16 protein-coding genes are annotated in these 18,247 nt (G+C 69.5%); 2 read left to right on the top strand and 14 right to left on the bottom strand.

Features of this window, described 5'->3' with window-relative positions:
* From K4G64_RS12270 to K4G64_RS12210, 13 genes are all read right to left on the bottom strand, one after another.
* Positions 1-445: chorismate synthase (locus K4G64_RS12270; protein WP_221756055.1), on the bottom strand; the 445-nt coding region annotated here is incomplete at its 3' end.
* Between the two features lie 141 nt (positions 446-586).
* Positions 587-1,003 carry a hypothetical protein gene (locus K4G64_RS12265; protein WP_221756054.1) on the bottom strand — a complete coding sequence of 139 codons (417 nt, stop codon included), beginning with the start codon at positions 1,001-1,003 and terminating at the stop codon, positions 587-589.
* 51 nt (positions 1,004-1,054) lie between these two features.
* Positions 1,055-1,882, bottom strand: a complete 828-nt coding sequence (locus K4G64_RS12260) for a shikimate dehydrogenase (protein WP_221756053.1) — start codon at positions 1,880-1,882, stop codon at positions 1,055-1,057.
* 10 nt (positions 1,883-1,892) lie between these two features.
* On the bottom strand, positions 1,893-3,620 hold the full coding sequence (mltG, locus tag K4G64_RS12255) for an endolytic transglycosylase MltG (protein WP_221756052.1): 1,728 nt from the start codon (positions 3,618-3,620) through the stop codon (positions 1,893-1,895).
* A 121-nt stretch (positions 3,621-3,741) separates the two neighbouring features.
* On the bottom strand, positions 3,742-4,206 hold the full coding sequence (gene ruvX, locus K4G64_RS12250; protein WP_031104244.1) for a Holliday junction resolvase RuvX: 465 nt from the start codon (positions 4,204-4,206) through the stop codon (positions 3,742-3,744).
* Positions 4,207-4,223: 17 nt separating this feature from the next.
* Complete coding sequence (gene alaS, locus K4G64_RS12245) at positions 4,224-6,896, bottom strand: alanine--tRNA ligase (protein WP_221756051.1); 2,673 nt, start codon at positions 6,894-6,896, stop codon at positions 4,224-4,226.
* Positions 6,896-7,249, bottom strand: coding sequence for a hypothetical protein (locus K4G64_RS12240; protein WP_031104242.1), 354 nt, complete (start codon positions 7,247-7,249; stop codon positions 6,896-6,898). Before K4G64_RS12240 ends, alaS begins: the two co-directional genes overlap by 1 nt.
* 9 nt (positions 7,250-7,258) lie before the next feature.
* The gene (locus tag K4G64_RS12235) at positions 7,259-7,690 is read right to left on the bottom strand and encodes a DUF948 domain-containing protein (RefSeq protein ID WP_062925768.1); all 432 of its coding nucleotides are present in this window, start codon (positions 7,688-7,690) and stop codon (positions 7,259-7,261) included.
* Between the two features lie 184 nt (positions 7,691-7,874).
* Positions 7,875-8,489, bottom strand: coding sequence for a 30S ribosomal protein S4 (rpsD, locus tag K4G64_RS12230; RefSeq protein WP_031104240.1), 615 nt, complete (start codon positions 8,487-8,489; stop codon positions 7,875-7,877).
* Positions 8,490-8,791: 302 nt separating this feature from the next.
* Complete coding sequence (locus K4G64_RS12225; RefSeq protein WP_221756050.1) at positions 8,792-10,144, bottom strand: replication-associated recombination protein A; 1,353 nt, start codon at positions 10,142-10,144, stop codon at positions 8,792-8,794.
* 56 nt (positions 10,145-10,200) lie between these two features.
* The gene (locus K4G64_RS12220; protein WP_221756049.1) at positions 10,201-10,857 is read right to left on the bottom strand and encodes a vitamin K epoxide reductase family protein; all 657 of its coding nucleotides are present in this window, start codon (positions 10,855-10,857) and stop codon (positions 10,201-10,203) included.
* 411 nt (positions 10,858-11,268) lie between these two features.
* On the bottom strand, positions 11,269-12,531 hold the full coding sequence (gene hisS, locus K4G64_RS12215; protein WP_221756048.1) for a histidine--tRNA ligase: 1,263 nt from the start codon (positions 12,529-12,531) through the stop codon (positions 11,269-11,271).
* A gap of 11 nt (positions 12,532-12,542) precedes the next feature.
* Positions 12,543-13,250, bottom strand: a complete 708-nt coding sequence (locus K4G64_RS12210; protein ID WP_221756047.1) for an MBL fold metallo-hydrolase — start codon at positions 13,248-13,250, stop codon at positions 12,543-12,545.
* Positions 13,251-13,419: 169 nt separating this feature from the next.
* Here K4G64_RS12210 and K4G64_RS12205 point away from each other — a divergent pair, with 169 nt between their 5' ends.
* Entirely contained in the window at positions 13,420-14,265 is an 846-nt protein-coding gene (locus K4G64_RS12205) for a peptidylprolyl isomerase (protein ID WP_221756046.1), read from the top strand.
* A gap of 136 nt (positions 14,266-14,401) precedes the next feature.
* A complete protein-coding gene (locus K4G64_RS12200) occupies positions 14,402-15,631 on the top strand; it encodes a DUF349 domain-containing protein (RefSeq protein ID WP_221756045.1) in 1,230 nt (409 codons plus the stop codon).
* Between the two features lie 73 nt (positions 15,632-15,704).
* Here K4G64_RS12200 and relA read toward each other — a convergent pair whose 3' ends face one another.
* On the bottom strand, positions 15,705-18,221 hold the full coding sequence (gene relA / locus K4G64_RS12195; RefSeq protein WP_221756044.1) for a GTP pyrophosphokinase: 2,517 nt from the start codon (positions 18,219-18,221) through the stop codon (positions 15,705-15,707).
* Positions 18,222-18,247 lie beyond the last annotated feature (26 nt).

The following is an 18,247-nucleotide window of genomic DNA, read 5'->3' as shown; positions in this document are numbered from 1 at the left end:
GGGCGACGCGCGCGGCCGTCTCACGCGCCGAGGCACGCTCCAGGATCGGCCGGGCCTCGTCGAAGCCGTACTTCTGCATGCCCGCCAGGTCGGCGTGGCCGGGCCGGGGCCGGGTCAGCGGGGCGTTACGGGCGAGTCCGTCGAGGATCTCCGGGTCGACCGGGTCGGCGGCCATGACCTGTTCCCACTTCGGCCACTCCGTGTTGCCCACCATGATCGCGACCGGGGAGCCGAGGGTCAGGCCGTGCCGGACCCCACCCAGGAAGGTGACCTCGTCCCGTTCGAACTTCATCCGGGCACCGCGCCCATAGCCCAGGCGCCGCCTCGCGAGATGGTCCGCCACCATGTCCGTGGTGATCGGCACACCGGCGGGAAGACCCTCCAGCGTCGCCACGAGTGCGGGACCGTGGGACTCCCCCGCGGTCAGCCAGCGCAACCTGCTCAACGGTGCTCCTCAGTGCTCGCGCTCTGGTACTGCCCTGCGTACGCGCCTCGTCGCGTACGGCGACGGCGTCCCCGGGTGCGCGGCCCGGTCCGCCATCTCCGATCCTCCCACGCCGGAGCCGCTTGCCCGGCGGCCGGTCCATCAAGCGGACGCGTTCGCGGACGGGCCGTCGCCCTGACGCTGCCGCGGCGCGTACGCCCCGAGGAAGTCGGCACCGCTCGGCTGCTGCGCGGGCTCGGCCTGCCGCTGCGGGGCGTACGCCCCCAGGTGGTCGGCCCCGCTGCCCTGCTGCCCGTCCGGCTGCGCCTGCTGCGGCGCGTACTGACCGAGGTGGTCCGCACCGCGGCCCTGCCCGTACTGGGCGGCGGCGTGGACCGGCTGCCCGGTGCGCACGGCACGCCGATAGGCGATCTTGCGCTTGATCTTGACGCCCCAGGACGCCACGACGGCGAGCACGATCAGGGCGAGCACCGTGATCTGCACCCAGTCGGGCAGGAATCCCAGCAGGGACTCGAATATCTGGGACTTGACGGACGCCTGAGGCAGGCCTGCGGACATGACGGACGTTCCCCTCCCCTGTTCCGCCCCCTGCGGAACCGAGAGCGGATCTTAGCGGGCCGCGAGAGCCCGCTCGCCCGCTTTTCGCATGGCGTCCAGGGGTGCCGGTGCCAGGCCCGTCATCTGCTCGACCTGGAGCACGGCTTGGTGCACCAGCAGGTCGAGACCGCTTACGACGGCACCGCCGTACGCCGACCAGCGGGCGGCGAGGTCGGTCGGCCAGGGGGCGTAGAGGACGTCGAAGAGCGCCGCAGGGCGCTCCGGCACGGACCGGGCGAGGGCGTCGGTGACACCGGCCGGCGTCGTGCTGATCACCAGAGGAGCGCGCAGGGCCTGCTCGGCGTCGGCCCAGTCGGCGATCCGGACGGCGACGTCGAGCCGCTCGGCCCACTGCCGCATCTCGGTGGCCCGGGCCTCGCTGCGCACGTACACGGCGATCTCGCCCGGGCAGATCCGGGACAGCGCGGCCAGCGCGGAGGAGGCGGTGGCACCCGCGCCGAGGACGGCGGCGGCGTCGACCTTGTCGATGCCGTGCTCACGCAGCGCGGCCACCATGCCGGGGATGTCGGTGTTGTCGCCGATCCGGCGGCCGTCCTCGGTGCGGACGACGGTGTTGACCGCGTCGACCGAGGCGGCGGTCTCGCTGACCTCGTCGAGCAGCGGGATCACGGCCCGCTTCAACGGCATGGTCAGCGAGAGCCCGGCCCACTCCGGGCCGAGCGTCTCGAAGAACGCGGGCAGCCCGGCCTCGTCGACCTCGAACCTGTCGTACGTCCAGCCGGTCAGGGCCAACTCCCGGTAGGCGGTGCGGTGCAGGACCGGGGAGAGCGAGTGGGCGATCGGGGAGCCGAGTACGGCGGCCCGGCGTGGTGCGGCCATCAGGGTGTCCTCAGTTGTTCCGCGAGGCGTTGAACTGGTCGACCAGCTTCTGGTGTTCGGCGTTCGTCTTCGTGAACTTGCTGGTCTTGCCGTCGAGCGAGATGAAGTAGTACCAGCCGTCGTCCGTCGGCTTGAGAGCGCCCTTGATCGCGTCCTCGCCCGGGTTGTCGATCGGACCGGGCGGCAGGCCCTTGTGGAAGTACGTGTTGTACGGGTTGTCGTAGTTGCGCAGTTCGCTCAGGCTCAGGTCGATCTTGCTCTGGTTCTTGATGTAGTTGTAGGTGGAGTCGAACTCCAGCATGCCGTTGGTCTGCGGGTTGCCGGGCTTCATCCGGTTGTAGACGACCTCGGCCATCTTGCGGAAGTCGCTGTGGCTGGTGCCCTCGGCCTGGACCAGGCTGGCGATGGTGACCAGTTGCCACGGGTCCTCGAGCCCGAGGCTCGCGGCCTTCTTCTCGACGCCGAGCTTCTCGTACGTCACGGTGGCCCGCTTGACCATCTGCTTCAGTACGTCCTCGGGCTTCTGCCCCTCGCTGACGCCGTAGCTGGAGGGGTAGAGGAAGCCTTCCAGCGGGTCCTTGACGTCGGCGTGGTTCTGCGCCCAGGAGGGCAGCCCGAGCTGCTTGTAGTCCTTCTTGGCCACGGCGGCAGTGGTGCCTTCCTTGACCTTGAGGCGCTTGTCGATGAGCCGGTAGATGTCGGCGTTGCGCCGGCCCTCGGCGATGATCAGGTTGTCGCGGCTCTTCGGACTGAGCATCAGTTCGACCGCACTCGCGGCCGACATTTGCTTCTGCAGCGTGTAGACGCCGTCCTGGATGCCCTTGCCGTTCGGGTTGTCCTCCTGGGCGGCGACGAACGCGTCGACGCTTTTGACGACCCCCGCGCTCTTCAGCACCTGGCCGATCTTGTAGCCGAGCGCACCCTCGGGGATCTCGACGGAGACCTGCTGCCCGTTGCCGTCGCCCGCGAAGTCCGGGGCGTCGCCGAAACGATCCTGGTAGAACTGGTAGCCGAAGTAGCTGACGCCTGCCAGGCCGCCGCCGAGGAGCACGACGACCAGCAGGCAGGCCATGCCGCTGCGGCGCTTCTTCGGTTTGCCGCCGCCGCGCCCGCGCTTGTCCTCGCGCCCGCGGCGCTCCCCCGGCTCGTCGTCGTCATCGTCGTCGCCCGCGAAGAAGGCGTGTTCGCCCTGATCGGGGCCGGGATCCCAGTCGGTCACCGGCTCCTGGTCGGGCTCCTGTGCGGGCGCGACCCCGCGCCGGCCGGGCGGCTCGGGGGGCGGATACGCTTCGGGCGTGCCGTAGTAGTCCTGCTGTCCCCCGCCGTACGCACCGGCCTGCTGCCCGTAGGGATCCGCCGGGTCACCGGGGTAGGAGACCTGCTGATGGGGGTCGTTGACCCAGCCGCCGGTGTCGTACTGCTGCTGGTGCTGGTACCCCTGGGCCTGCTGGTGACCGGGATCCTGCCGACCGGGGTACTGCTGGTGACCATGGGCCTGTGCCGCGTAGTGCTGGTCGTACGGGTACTGCTGCTGCGCCTGACCGTATCCGGCCTGGTCACCTGTGCCCCAGTCGCCGTACTGCGGCTCCTGCGGCTGCTGCGGATAGTGCTGCGGCTGGCCGCCGTAGGGGGGCTGCTGACCCTGATGGGCCTGCTGCCCGTCCCATCCGCCGTCCCCGTACAACGGGTCCTCCGGATGCCACGGTTCGGAGCCTTGGCCCCGGCCATACTCAGTCATCGATCCCCTAGAGCCGCGAGGCGGCGGTCGCGCGGCTTCCGGCCCGGCTCCCGCCCCGCCTCTTGCTGTGCGGTGGCTGTTCGAATGCCGCCGCATCGCGCGGAACGTTACCGTACCGCGATCAGATGACCACTTCGACGCCTTCGCCGGGTGCTTTACCTGACACCCGTTCGGATTCGAGGGCTTGTTGCAGGATGACCACGGCTGCCGCCTGGTCGATGACGGACCGGCCCTTCTTGGACTTCACGCCCGAGGCGCGCAGTCCCTGGCTGGCCGTCACCGTCGTCATGCGTTCGTCGACGAGTCTCACCGGAACCGGTGAGATCATGCGGGCCAGTTCCTGGGTGAAGCCCCGGACCTTGACCGCGGCCGGGCCCTCGCCCCCCTTGAGGGAGCGCGGGAGACCGACCACGACCTCCAGCGGCTCGTACTCCTCGACGAGTTGCTTCAACCGTCTCTGAGCTGCGGGAATGTCACGCCCCGGGACCGTTTCCACCGGGGTGGCGAGGATCCCGTCGGGGTCGCACGAGGCGACCCCGATGCGGGCGTCCCCGACGTCGATCGCGAGTCGACGTCCTCTGCGCATACTGTCCGACCCGTCTCTTACTTGGCCGTCTCGGTGACCAGACGCTCCACGGCGTCCACGGCGTCACCGATGGCGGCCGGGTTCTGGCCGCCGCCCTGGGCGACGTCCGGCTTGCCGCCACCGCCGCCGCCGAGGGTCTTGGCGGCCGTACGGACCAGTTCGCCGGCCTTCAGGCCGCGCTCGCGGGCGGCCTCGTTGGTGGCGATGACCGTGAGCGGCTTGCCGTTCGCCACCGTGAACAGGGCGACGACGGCGGCCCGCCCGCCCTGGATGCGTCCGCGCACGTCGAGGACCAGCTTGCGCAGGTCGTCGGCGGACGTACCGTCGGGGACCTGACCGGTCACGACAGCAACGCCACGGATGTCCTTGGCCGACTCGGCGAGACCGGCGGCGGCCTGGAGGACCTTCTCGGCGCGGAACTTCTCGATCTCCTTCTCGGCATCCTTCAGCTTGCCGAGCATGGCGGAGACCTTCTCCGGGAGCTCCTCCGGGCGGCCCTTGATCAGCTCCTGGAGCTGGGCGACGACCGTGTGCTCCCGGGCGAGGAAGTTGTAGGCGTCCACGCCGACGAGGGCCTCGATCCGGCGGACACCGGAACCGATGGACGATTCGCCGAGCAGCTTGACCAGGCCGAGCTGGGCGGTGTTGTGCACGTGGGTGCCGCCGCACAGCTCCTTGGAGAAGTCGCCGATGGTGACCACGCGGACGCGCTCGCCGTACTTCTCGCCGAACTCGGCGATGGCGCCCTGCTTCTTGGCCTCGTCGATGCCCATGACGTCCGCGCGGACGTCGAGATCGCGGGCGAGCACCTCGTTGATCTTCTGCTCGACGTCGGTCATCACGGCCGTCGGGACGGCGGACGGGGAGCCGAAGTCGAAGCGGAAGCGGCCGGGCTGGTTCTCGGAACCGGCCTGGGCGGCCGTCGGGCCGAGGGCGTCGCGCAGGGCCTGGTGGGTCAGGTGCGTGGCCGAGTGGGCGCGGGCGATGGCCTTGCGGCGACGGGAGTCGATCGAGGCGTGGGCCTTGGCGCCGACGGTCACCTCGCCGACCTGGACGACGCCCTTGTGGACGTAGACCCCGGGGACCGGCTTCTGGCAGTCGCGGACCTCGATGACGGCACCGGTGTCCACCTTGATGCGGCCGGTGTCGCCGATCTGGCCGCCGCCCTCGGCGTAGAAGGGGGTGCGGTCGAGGACGATCTCGACCTCGTCACCCTCGGTGGCGGCCGGGGAGGAGGCGCCGTCGACGAGGATGCCGACGATCGTGGACTCGGACTCGGTGTCGGTGTAGCCGATGAAGTCGGTGGCACCGGCCTGGTCGGCGATCTCACGGTAGGCACCGGCTCCGGCGTGCCCGGTCTTCTTGGCCTGGGCGTCGGCCTTGGCGCGCTCCCGCTGCTCCTTCATCAGGCGGCGGAAGCCGTCCTCGTCCACGGAGAGGCCCTGCTCGGCGGCCATCTCCAGGGTGAGGTCGATCGGGAAGCCCCAGGTGTCGTGGAGCAGGAAGGCCTTGTCGCCGGGCAGCACGGTGCCGCCGGCGGCCTTGGTGTCGGTGACGGCCGTGTCGAGGATGTTGGTGCCGGCCTTCAGCGTCTTGAGGAAGGCGTTCTCCTCGGCGAGGGCGACCTTCTCGATGCGCTCGCGGTCGGTGATGAGCTCGGGGTACTGCTGGCCCATCATCTCGATCACGGTATCGACCAGGTCCTTCACGACCGGACCGGTGGCACCGAGCAGGCGCATGTTGCGGATGGCGCGGCGCATGATGCGGCGCAGCACATAGCCGCGGCCCTCGTTGCCGGGGGTGACACCGTCACCGATCAGCATCACCGAGGTGCGCATGTGGTCGGTGACCACGCGCAGGGAGACGTCCGAGTCGTGGGCGTCGCCGTAGCGGACGCCGGTCAGCTCGGTGGCCTTGTTGATGACGGCCATCGAGGTGTCGATCTCGTACATGTTCTGCACGCCCTGCAGAATCATGGCGAGGCGCTCGAGGCCGAGGCCGGTGTCGATGTTCTTGCTGGGCAGTTCGCCGAGGATCTCGAAGTTGTCCTTGCCGATGCCCTCGCCCCGCACGTACTGCATGAAGACGAGGTTCCAGATCTCCACGTACCGCTCGTCGTTGACGGCGGGGCCACCCTCGACGCCGAACTCGGGGCCGCGGTCGTAGTTGATCTCGGAACACGGGCCGCAGGGGCCGGGGACGCCCATGGACCAGAAGTTGTCCTTCATGCCGAGGCGCTGGATGCGCTCCTTCGGCACGCCGACGACCTCGTGCCAGATGCGCTCGGCCTCGTCGTCGTCCTTGTAGACGGTGATCCACAGGCGCTCGGGGTCGAGGCCGTAACCGCCCTTGTCCTGGGCGCTGGTGAGCAGCTCCCAGGCGTACTTGATGGCGCCTTCCTTGAAGTAGTCGCCGAAGGAGAAGTTGCCGCACATCTGGAAGAAGGTGCCGTGCCGGGTGGTCTTGCCGACCTCTTCGATGTCGGGCGTGCGCACGCACTTCTGCACGCTGGTGGCGCGCGTGAAGGGCGGCTTGACCTCACCCAGGAAGTAGGGCTTGAAGGGCACCATGCCGGCCGGGACGAGGAGCAGAGTCGGGTCGTCCGCGATGAGCGACGCCGAAGGGACGACGGTGTGACCGCGCTCCTCGAAGAAGCTCAACCAGCGGCGGCGAATCTCAGCCGACTCCATCAGTGGTCCTCATTCCGGTTGTACGGGTACGTCTGGTACGTCGAACCCTCGACGTACTTCGGGTTGTTGCGGTTCTCGATGGCGATGTGACGCCGGGGTGCGGGGAGCTCGGGATTCTCGTTGATCCCGAGGGCGTCGCCCAGTTCGGCCTCCCGCACGGCCATGTTGTCCCGGACGTCGAGCGCGAAGCCCACGGCACGGTCCTTGATGCGGTGACCGGCCTCGATCGCCTTGTTCCCGGCGGTTCTGGCGAGGCTCTCGGGGGTCAGCTGCTTCAGCTTGCGATTGACCTTGGTGGTGGCCCACACACCGGCGGCGACGCCCGTGGTGAACCAGAAGGTGCGGCGGAACATCGCTGGCTCTCAGTCCCTCTTCCCTCGGGCGCTGCGCCGGGTGACCGTGCGGCCCACGATCACGGTACGCCTGGACGCCTTGGCGGGCACGTCCTCCTTGCGGCCGCCCAGGGCCCGGCGCACGCCGTAGCCGAAGGCCGCGACCTTGACCAGGGGGCCGCCGAAGGTGGAGGCGACGGTCGTCGACAGCGCCGAGGCGTTCGACGTGACCTCCTGGACGTCGGAGGCGATCGAGTCGACCCGGTCGATCTGGGTCTGCGCGGAGCGCACCGCCGCGGAGGCATCGGCCAGCAGTGGGACGGCCTGGTCGGTCACGTCCGCCACGAGCTTGGTGGTCGCCTTGAGCGTCTGGGCCACCCTCGCCAGCGCAACGGCGAGGAAGGAGACCAGGATCGCCCAGAAGACGGCCACCAGGATCCCGGCAACCTCTCCACCGGACACTTGTGTGCACCCGCTCCCTGAAACGTGCTGAACATCAAAAAGTCGTGCGCCGAGCCTATCGCGCCGGAGGTTGCGCTCCGTACCGGTTTCCCGCGCGGGAGCAGGGGAACCGCGAAGCCCGCCGCCTCGCCCACCCGGAGGGGTGGGGAGACGACGGGCTGAGGTACCGCGTGCCTGCCGAGGATCAGCGGGCGTAGTACTCGACGACGAGCTGCTCGTCGCAGATCACCGGGATCTCCTTGCGGTTCGGCTCGCGGTCCAGGCGGAACGCCAGGCCCTTGAGGTTCACCTGGAGGTAGCGCGGGGTCTCACCGTCGGGGGCGAAGCCACCCTCACGAGCGATCGTGAAGAGGGTCTTCTCCTTGGAGCGCTCGCGGACCTGCACCACGTCGTCCGGACGGACACGGAAGGAGGGCTTGTCGACCTTCTTGCCGTTGACCGCGATGTGGCCGTGCACGACCATCTGGCGGGCCTGGTAGATCGTGCGGGCGATGCCCGAACGCAGAACCAGGGCGTCGAGACGGCGCTCCAGCTCGATGATCAGGGCCTCACCGGTCTTGCCCTGGACCTTGGAGGCACGCTCGTAGGCGCGGACGAGCTGGCGCTCGGACACGTCGTACTGCGCGCGCAGACGCTGCTTCTCGAGCAGACGGACCTTGTAGTCCGAGTTCTGCTTGCGGCCGCGGCCGTGCTCACCCGGCGGGTAGGGGCGGGCCTCGAAGTACTTGACGGCCTTCGGGGTCAGCGCGATGCCGAGGGCACGCGACTTCTTGACCTTGGGGCGGGACTGGTTCGCCACTGTTTTTCGCTTTCCTTGTATCGGCTTGTCAGGGTTGAGGGAGGTCGCATCCGCAGCCGGGGAAACCCTCCTCGGTCCTGGTGGACCCCGGTGGGCAGCCGCTCCCCTGGTCTGGGCACATACGTGCAGCACGCGAGTGGCCCACCGACCGGTTCCGTCGTGTGACGGTGGTGGTGGGCTGCCCGCGACACCGTTCGACGGTGCGCGACGCTCCTGGAGCCGATCCCCGGGGATCGGGCTCCGGCCGACTGCCCCGTTCTGACTGCACGGGACGCGGCACTCCGCACGAGTTTACAGGGTGCTCAGGACCGCTTTCGACCGAGGTTCTTCCGGGTCCACTCCACCGCGTCCGCGTAGCGCACCTCCGCGCCGTGCCTTGTCGGCTCGTAGTACTCGCGGCCCTTCAGTTCGTCGGGGGCGTACTGCTGGGCCGCGATGCCCTCGGGGAGGTCGTGCGGGTAGACGTAGCCCTGGCCGTGGCCGAGCTTGGTCGCGCCCTTGTAGTGGCTGTCGCGCAGATGGGCGGGGACGGGGCCGGCCAGGCCCTTGCGGACGTCCTCCAGGGCGGCGCCGATCGCGGTGGTCGCGGCGTTGGACTTGGGAGCCAGGGCGAGGGCGATCGTGGCGTGGCTGAGGGTGAGGGCGGCTTCCGGGAAGCCGATCATGGCCACGGCCTGGGCGGCGGCGACCGCCGTCTGCAGGGCGGTCGGGTCGGCCAGGCCGATGTCCTCGCTGGCGGAGATCATCAGGCGGCGGGCGATGAAGCGGGGGTCCTCGCCGGCCTCGATCATCCGGGCCAGGTAGTGCAGCGCCGCGTCGACGTCGGAGCCGCGGATGGACTTGATCAGGGCGCTGGCCACGTCGTAGTGCTGGTCGCCGTCGCGGTCGTACTTCACGGCGGCCCGGTCGACCGTCTCCTCCAGGGTGGTCAGACCGATCTCCGCCTCGCCCTTGTCGAGGGCGGCTCCGGCGGCCGCCTCCAGGGCGGTCAGGGCGCGGCGGGCGTCACCGCCGGCGATCCGCAGGAGGTGGTTCTCGGTCTCCTCGGGGAGGGTGACGGCCTCCTTGAGGCCGCGCTCGTCGGTGAGGGCGCGGCGGACGAGGCTCCTGATGTCCTCGTCCGTGAGCGGTTCGAGGGTGAGCAGCAGGGAGCGGGACAGCAGGGGGGAGATCACCGAGAAGTACGGGTTCTCCGTCGTCGCCGCGATGAGCGTCACCCAGCGGTTCTCGACGGCCGGGAGCAGGGAGTCCTGCTGGGCCTTGCTGAAGCGGTGGATCTCGTCGAGGAAGAGGACGGTCTCCTTGCCGTAGCCGCCGGCGGCGCGGCGGGCGCCGTCGATGACCGCGCGGACCTCCTTGACGCCCGCGGTGATCGCGGACAGCTCCACGAAGCGGGCGTCGGTCGCCTTGGAGACGACGTAGGCCAGGGTGGTCTTGCCGGTGCCGGGAGGGCCCCAGAGGAGCACCGAGGAGGGACCGGCCGGGCCGGACGCCTCCCCGACCAGTCTGCGCAGCGGTGAGCCCGGCTTCAGCAGATGCTGCTGCCCCACGACCTCGTCGAGGGTGCGCGGGCGCATCCGCACGGCCAGGGGGCTGCTGGACGGCTCCTTCTCCTGGCGTTCTTCGGCTGCGGCGGTGAACAGGTCGGGCTCCACGTCAGAAACCCTAAATCACGGCACTGACAATTCGGCCGGGCCCCACAACCGGGGGCTCAGCTGAGCCAGAAGTCCCACCAGCGGGTCAGGATCAGCATGCCGATGATGCCGATGTGCAGCACGGGCATGACCCAGGTGAACTCGCCGAAGAAGCTCTTGAGCCAGGTCGGGGCGGGCAGGAAGCCCTTGCGGATGTTGAACGACGTCACGTACCAGAACATCAGGATCGTGGCGACCCAGGCGAGGCTGCACCACAGGCAGAGCGCGTTGATCCGGTACAGGGACTGGAACATCAGCCAGGCGCAGAAGACCACGCCGAAGAGGCAGCCGGCGTTGAAGGTGAGCCAGTACCAGCGCGGGAAGCGGGCGCGGGCGAGCAGGGCCATGCCGACGCCGATGACGATGCCGTAGCAGACGAGCCCGAGCATGGGGTTCGGGAAGCCGAAGACGGCGGCCTGCTTGCTCTCCATGACGCTGCCGCAGGAGACGACCGGGTTGAAGCTGCAGCCGGGCGTGAACGTCTTGCCCTCGACCTTGGCCTCGAGGATCTTGAACTTGTCGATCGTGATGACCCACGCGGCGAGCAGTCCGGCCGCGCCGGTGATCACCAGCAGCAGGGCGAGGGCCCGGCTGCCGCCCTCCGCGCGCGACGCGATCTCGGTGCGCTCCGGCTCGGATTCCATGGAGACGTCCCTGACTGTCGTCTTGCTCATCACGCCGATTCCGTCACTTGAGACCTGAACATCTTCGGGCAGGGCCATTGTGCCGCACTGGTGCCTCCCTCCACCGTTCAGTGGACATAAGGACGGCCGCCCGGTCGCCCCTGAGGGGTGCGTTCCGGCCGACGCTCGTCGCACGACAGCAGAGGGGTACGAACCGGCCGTGGACGTGCAGGGGCTACGCAAAGGTGTCCCTGCTCGGGTCGGACCCGGCGACCGGCACGCGCGCGTGGCGCTCCCGTCTCGGAATCGTCCGGCAGGACGAATCGGCGCTCGCCGCGTTGACGTTCCGGGAGACCGTGCGGCTCTTCGCGCGAGATCTGGCTGGTTCTGTTCATCAACGGCCTCGGCCTCCACAGCCGCGTGGGTTGTGGAGGCCGAGGCCGTTCTCGTCCGGGCTGCTGATCAGCCCAAGCGCGCTTCCAGCTCCGCCACGATCTCGTTCACGCCCACCGCCGTCTGCTCGCCGGACTCCATGTCCTTGAGCTGGACGACGCCCTCGGCGAGGTCGCGTTCACCAGCGACGACCGTGTAGCGGGCGCCGCTGCGGTTGGCGTTCTTCATCGCGCCCTTGAGGCCCTTGCCGCCGTAGGAGAAGTCGGCCGCGATGCCGTTCTTGCGCAGCTCGGTGACCTTGGCGAACAGGACGCGGCGGGCCTCCTCGCCGAGCGGGACGGCGAACACGCTGGTGGTGGCGGGCAGTTCCAGCTCGACGCCCTCCGCCTGCAGGGCGAGGACCGTGCGGTCGACGCCGAGGGCCCAGCCGACGGACGGCAGCGCGGGGCCGCCGATCATCTCGGAGAGGCCGTCGTAGCGGCCGCCGCCGCCCACCGCGGACTGCGAGCCGAGACCGTCGTGGACGAACTCGAAGGTGGTGCGGGTGTAGTAGTCCAGGCCGCGGACCAGCTTCGGGTCGTCCTCGAAGGAGACGCCCGCCGCCGTGATCAGCTCGCGGACCTCCTCGTGGTACGCCTTGCACGCGTCGCACAGGTAGTCACGCAGCAGCGGCGCGTCCCCCAGCTGCTTCTGGACCGACTCGCGCTTGTCGTCCAGGACGCGCAGCGGGTTGATCTCCGCGCGGCGCAGGGTGTCCTCGTCCAGGTCCAGGCCGCGCAGGAACTCCTGCAGCGCCGACCGGTAGACGGGGCGGCACTCCTGGTCGCCGAGGCTGTTGAGGAGGATCCGGAAGTTGCTCAGGCCCAGCGAGCGGTACGCCAGGTCGGCCAGGATGATCAGCTCGGCGTCCAGCGCCGGGTCCTCGGCACCGATCGCCTCGGCGCCCACCTGGGAGAAGTGGCGGTAACGGCCCTTCTGGGGACGCTCGTAGCGGTAGTACGAGCCGGAGTACCAGAGCTTGACCGGGAGGTTGCCGGCCTTGTGCAGGTTGGCCTCCAGCGCCGCGCGCAGGACGGAGGCCGTGCCTTCGGGGCGCAGGGCGAGCCGGTCGCCGCCCTTGGTCTCGAAGGCGTACATCTCCTTGGTCACGATGTCGGTGGACTCACCGACCCCGCGCGCGAAGAGTTCGACGTTCTCAAAGCCCGGCGTCTCGATGTAGCCGTAGCCGGAATTGCGCAGCGGGGCGGCGATCGCCTCGCGGACGGCGAGGTATGTGGCGCTGTCCGGCGGGATCAGGTCGTACGTGCCCTTGGGGGCCTTGAAGGTGCTCACGGAAGGTCTCGTCACATTCCTCGTCGGGGAGCCCGGGCGGGTCCCTGGCCGGCGGCCACCTGCCGCAGATACGGGTTGGTGGAGCGCTCCTGGCCGATGGTCGTCTGGGGGCCGTGGCCGGACAGCACCACGGTCGAGTCGTCGAGCGGCAGGCACACGCGGGCCAGCGAGTCGAGCATCTCGGCCATGTCACCGCCGGGCAGGTCGGTGCGTCCGATGGAGCCGGCGAACAGCAGGTCGCCCGAGAAGAGGAGGGGCGGGATGTCTGCCGCCTCGGGCATGCCGAAGGTCACCGACCCCTTGGTATGGCCGGGCGCGTGCGCGACGGACAGCTCCAGACCCGCCAGCTCCAGCTTCGCCCCGTCGGCGAGCTCCTTGACGTCGTCGGGCTCCCCCACGGTCAGCTCGCCCATCAGCGGCATCCCGATGGACCGGCCGAGCGCCTTCTCGGGGTCGCTCATCATGTAGCGGTCGTCCGGGTGGATCCAGGCCGGCACGTCGTGCGCGCCGCACACCGGGACGACCGACGCCACGTGGTCGATGTGGCCGTGGGTGAGGACGACGGCGACGGGCTTGAGCCGATGCTTGTCGATCGCCTCCGCGACGCCGTCGGCGGCCTGATGGCCGGGGTCGATGATCACGCACTCCTCACCGGCGGCGGGGGCGACGAGGTAGCAGTTCGTCCCCCAGGCCCCGGCGGGGAACCCGGCAATGAGCACGATCGTCCTTCGTTGTGTTGATATACGGGCGGCTACGGCTGCTCACAGAGCCTACCGGCGCTGCCGATTCCTCAGCGAACCCATATACGGTACGGGGCACACGCACGCGCTCGGCACACAGGACGCACGCGTATCGGTCGACGTATCAGACCCTTGAGGAGAGAACCCGGTGGTCAGCCAGGAACAGCGGCGGCGTCAGCTCGCCCGGGAGAAGTTCTTGCGGCAGCAGCAGCGACGCACTGACGCGCGACGCAAGGCCCGTATCCGCAACTCCGTGATCGCCTCGGTTCTCGGCGTGATCGTGGTGCTGTCGGTGACGGTCTTCCTGACCAAGCCGTTCGAGGACGACGGCAAGAAGGAGAACGCGAACGCCGAGGTCACGCCGAGCGCCACGCCGAGCAAGGCCCCGGACCCGTGCGAGAAGCCGGCCCCGGGCAAGGTCGAGTCGCAGACCTGGAAGAAGGAACCTGCGATGTCGATCGACGAGTCGGCGAAGTACACGATGAAGCTGGACACGACCTGCGGCGAGATAGACGTCGCGCTGAAGGCGTCGGCGGCTCCGCACACCGTCAACTCGTTCAACTTCCTTCTCAACAAGGGCTACCTGGACCACAGCAAGTGCCACCGGCTCACGGACCAGGGCATCTACGTCCTGCAGTGCGGCGACCCGCAGGGCACCGGCATGGGCGGGCCGGGCTACACCATCCCGGACGAGAACCTCAAGGACAAGAGCCTCAAGGGCGGGACGTACCCGGCGGGCACGGTCGCGATGGCGAACCAGTACAACGCGCAGACGAAGCAGGGCCGCAACAGCGGCGGCAGCCAGTTCTTCCTCGTCTACCAGGACAGTCAGCTGCCGCCCGACTACACACCGTTCGGCACGGTGTCCGACGCGGGCATGAAGGTCCTGAAGAAAATCGCGGACGCCGGGGCGCAGGCTCCCGACCCTCAGACGGGCAATACCGCGCCCAACGCGACGGTCGTGATCAACAAGGCCACGATCACCAAATCCTGACCCCCAACTGCGAAATTTCGGTCGCGCGGGATGCGGACAGGCCCCCCGCCGGTCGCCTATGTTGGCCGTGACGAAACTGTGGACGATGCCCGGGGGAGCTTCAGGCCCCTCGCAGGCATCATGTGGAGGAGGCGCTGTGAGCAGCGACCCGTGGGGCCGCGTCGACGAGACGGGGACCGTGTACGTGCGTACGGCCGACGGCGAGCAGGTCGTCGGTTCCTGGCAGGCAGGCTCCCCCGAGGAGGCGCTGGCCTATTTCGAGCGCAAGTACGAGGGCCTGGTTGTCGAGATCGGCCTCCTCGAGAAGCGAGTGAAGACCACCGACCTGTCGGCCAAGGACGCCCAGGCCGCCATCGACCACATCCGCGCGCAGGTCGACGCGCACCACGTGGTGGGCGACCTGGACGCCCTGCGGGTCCGGCTGGACAAGCTCGTGGAGCTGGTGGAAGCGCGCCGCGAGGAGCGCAAGGCGCAGCGGGCCAAGCAGTCCGACGAGGCCCGGCACGCCAAGGAGGCACTGGTCACCGAGGCGGAGGAGCTGTCGCAGTCCGACCAGTGGCGGGCGGCCGGTGAGCGGCTGCGGGCCCTGGTGGACACCTGGAAGGGTCTGCCGCGCCTGGACCGCAAGTCCGACGACGAGCTGTGGCACCGGTTCTCGCATGCGCGCTCGGCGTTCTCCAAGCGGCGCAAGCAGCACTTCGCGCAGCTGGACGCGCAGCGCGAGGAGGCCCGCAAGACCAAGGAGCGGCTGGTCTCCGAGGCCGAGGCACTGTCGAACTCGACGGACTGGGGCGTGACGGCGGCGCGCTACCGCGAGCTGATGTCCGAGTGGAAGGCCGCGGGCCGCGCTCAGCGCGAGCACGAGGACGACCTGTGGAACCGCTTCCGCGGCGCCCAGGACGTCTTCTTCGCGGCCCGCAGCTCGGTCTTCGCCGAGCGGGACGCCGAGCAGTCGGAGAACCTCAAGCTCAAGGAGGAGCTGGCCGAGGAGGCCGAGAAGCTCCTGCCGATCACGGACCTGAAGGCGGCCCGCGCCGCGTTCCGGAACGTGAACGAGCGCTGGGAGGCCATCGGGCATGTGCCGCGCGACGCCCGGCCGAAGGTCGAGGGCCGGATGCACGCGGTCGAGCGGGCCATCCAGGAGGCAGAGGAGGCCGAGTGGCGCCGGACGAACCCGGAGGCACGCGCGCGTGCCGAGGGTCTGACCGGCCAGCTCCAGGCAGCGGTGGACAAGCTGCGGGGCCAGGTCGAGCAGGCCCGCGCGCAGGGCAACAACGCCAAGGCCGACAAGCTCCAGCGTGAGCTCGACGGCCGCCAGGCGCTGCTGGACCAGGCGCTGAAGGGCCTGCAGGAGTTCGGAGGCTGAGCAGTCCGTCGAAAGGGGCTCCCGTACGAGGTGTACGGGAGCCCCTTTCGTGTGGTCGTGCGCGACGACCGGGTTACGACCTGCTGCGCGCCGACGTCACCCGGTACACGTCGTAGACGCCCTCCACGCCCCGGACCGCCTTCAGCACATGGCCGAGGTGCTTCGGGTCGCCCATCTCGAAGGTGAAGCGGGAGGTGGCGACGCGGTCGCGGGAGGTCTGGACGGCCGCGGAGAGGATGTTGACGTGCTGGTCGGACAGCACACGGGTGACGTCCGAGAGGAGCCGGGAGCGGTCCAGGGCCTCGACCTGGATGGCGACCAGGAAGACCGAGGACTGGGTGGGCGCCCACTCGACGTCGAGGATGCGCTCGGGCTCGCGGGACAGCGAGTCGACGTTCACACAGTCGCTGCGGTGCACCGATACGCCGCTACCGCGGGTGACGAAGCCGATGATGGGGTCGCCCGGGACGGGGGTGCAGCAGCGGGCCAGCTTGACCCACACGTCCTCGACGCCCTTGACGACGACGCCCGGGTCGGCGCTGGAGCGGCGCTTGCGGCTGCGGGCCGGCGGGACCGACTCGTCGATCTCCTCGGTGGCGGCCTCCTCGCCGCCGAGGGCCTGGACCAGCTTCTGCACGATGTTCTGTGCGGAGACATGGCCCTCGCCGATCGCCGCGTACAGCGCGGAGATGTCGGCGTAGCGCATCTCGTGCGCGAGGGTCACCAGGGAGTCGCCGGTCAGGATGCGCTGGATCGGCAGGTTCTGCTTGCGCATCGCGCGGACGATGGCGTCCTTGCCCTGCTCGATCGCCTCGTCGCGGCGTTCCTTGGAGAACCAGGCCCGGATCTTGTTGCGGGCGCGCGGTGACTTGACGAAGCCGAGCCAGTCGCGGGAGGGGCCGGCGCCGGCCGCCTTGGAGGTGAAGACCTCCACCAGGTCGCCGTTGTCGAGGGTGGACTCCAGCGGGACCAGCCGGCCGTTGACGCGGGCGCCTATCGTGCGGTGCCCGACCTCGGTGTGCACGGCGTACGCGAAGTCGACCGGGGTCGCCCCGGCCGGGAGCGCTATGACGTCGCCCTTGGGGGTGAAGACGAAGACCTCGTTGCGGGACAGGTCGAAGCGCAGGGACTCCAGGAACTCGCCCGGGTCCTCGGTCTCCTTCTGCCAGTCCAGGAGCTGGCGCAGCCACGCCATGTCGTTGAGATGGTCGTCCTTGCTCTTGCCGGACGACTTGGGGGCGTCGGTGCGCACCTTGGAGGCGCCGGCGACGGCCTCCTGCTTGTACTTCCAGTGCGCGGCGATGCCGTACTCGGCGCGGCGGTGCATGTCGAAGGTGCGGATCTGCAGCTCGACCGGCTTGCCGCCGGGGCCGATGACCGTCGTGTGCAGCGACTGGTACATGTTGAACTTGGGCATCGCGATGTAGTCCTTGAACCGGCCGGGGACCGGGTTCCATCGCGCGTGCACCGTGCCGAGGGCCGCGTAGCAGTCGCGGACGGTGTCCACGAGGACACGGATGCCCACCAGGTCGTAGATCTCCGCGAAGTCCCGGCCGCGGACGATCATCTTCTGGTAGACGCTGTAGTAGTGCTTCGGGCGGCCGGTGACGGTCGCTTTTATGCGGGCCGCGCGCAGGTCCTGCTGGACCTCGTCGGTGACGATGGCCAGGTACTCGTCACGCTTCGGTGCCCGCTCGGCCACCAGCCGTACGATCTCGTCGTACATCTTGGGGTAGAGGATCGCGAAGGCGAGGTCCTCCAGCTCCCACTTGATGGTGTTCATGCCCAGGCGGTGGGCGAGCGGCGCGTAGATCTCGAGGGTCTCGCGCGCCTTCTTCTCCTGCTTCTCGCGCTTGAGGTAGCGCATGGTGCGCATGTTGTGCAGGCGGTCGGCGAGCTTGATGACCAGGACGCGCGGGTCCTTGGCCATGGCGACGACCATCTTGCGCACGGTCTCGGCCTGCGCGGCCTCGCCGAACTTGACCTTGTCCAGCTTGGTGACGCCGTCGACGAGCAGCGTGACGACGTCGCCGAAGTCGCGGCGCAGGTCGTCCAGGCCGTACTCGGTGTCCTCGACCGTGTCGTGCAGCAGGCCGGCCATCAGCGTGGCCGGATCCATGCCCAGCTCGGCGAGGATGGTGGTGACGGCGAGGGGGTGCGTGATGTAGGGGTCGCCGCTCTTGCGCTTCTGGCCGCGGTGCCAGCGCTCGGCGACCTGGTAGGCGCGCTCGATCTGGCGGAGCGTGGCCGTCTCGATCTTCGGGTCGTTGCTGCGCACTATCCGCAGCAGCGGCTCCAGCACCGGGTTGTACGGGTTCGCGCGCTGCACACCGAGCCGGGCCAGACGGGCGCGGACGCGGTTGGAGGAGCCGGAGCGGGCCGGTTGTCCGGCTGCCTGACGTAGCGCGGGCGGCGGGGTGGGCTTGGGCCGCGACTGCTCGGCGGGCTTGTCGACCGGTGCCGCCTGGGCATGCTCGACCGCCCCGCGGGTGTCGTTCTTCGCGTGGGGCGTGTTCGGCGCGGGCTTCGCCGCGGCGTCCGAGGCGGACTCGGGCTTGGCGGCGGTCAGGTGCTGGGCCTCGTCTGGCAAGAGGGCTCCTCGTGCGCGATCCGGGT

The sequence above is a fragment of the Streptomyces sp. WAC04114 genome (assembly GCF_019733245.1).
Classification (GTDB): domain Bacteria; phylum Actinomycetota; class Actinomycetes; order Streptomycetales; family Streptomycetaceae; genus Streptomyces; species Streptomyces massasporeus_A.
Note: the sequence above shows the minus strand (reverse complement) of the source record. Positions and strands in the feature narration are given on the sequence as shown.

What these genes read in the sequence shown, in the direction of transcription:
- ruvX (WP_031104244.1), bottom strand. Translation starts at nt 4,206, where the DNA reads ATGCGCAGAGGACGTCGACTCGCGATCGACGTCGGGGACGCCCGCATC.
- alaS (WP_221756051.1), bottom strand. Translation starts at nt 6,896, where the DNA reads ATGGAGTCGGCTGAGATTCGCCGCCGCTGGTTGAGCTTCTTCGAGGAG.
- K4G64_RS12220 (WP_221756049.1), bottom strand. Translation starts at nt 10,857, where the DNA reads ATGAGCAAGACGACAGTCAGGGACGTCTCCATGGAATCCGAGCCGGAG.
- K4G64_RS12265 (WP_221756054.1), bottom strand. Translation starts at nt 1,003, where the DNA reads ATGTCCGCAGGCCTGCCTCAGGCGTCCGTCAAGTCCCAGATATTCGAG.
- K4G64_RS12260 (WP_221756053.1), bottom strand. Translation starts at nt 1,882, where the DNA reads ATGGCCGCACCACGCCGGGCCGCCGTACTCGGCTCCCCGATCGCCCAC.
- mltG (WP_221756052.1), bottom strand. Translation starts at nt 3,620, where the DNA reads ATGACTGAGTATGGCCGGGGCCAAGGCTCCGAACCGTGGCATCCGGAG.
- K4G64_RS12240 (WP_031104242.1), bottom strand. Translation starts at nt 7,249, where the DNA reads ATGTTCCGCCGCACCTTCTGGTTCACCACGGGCGTCGCCGCCGGTGTG.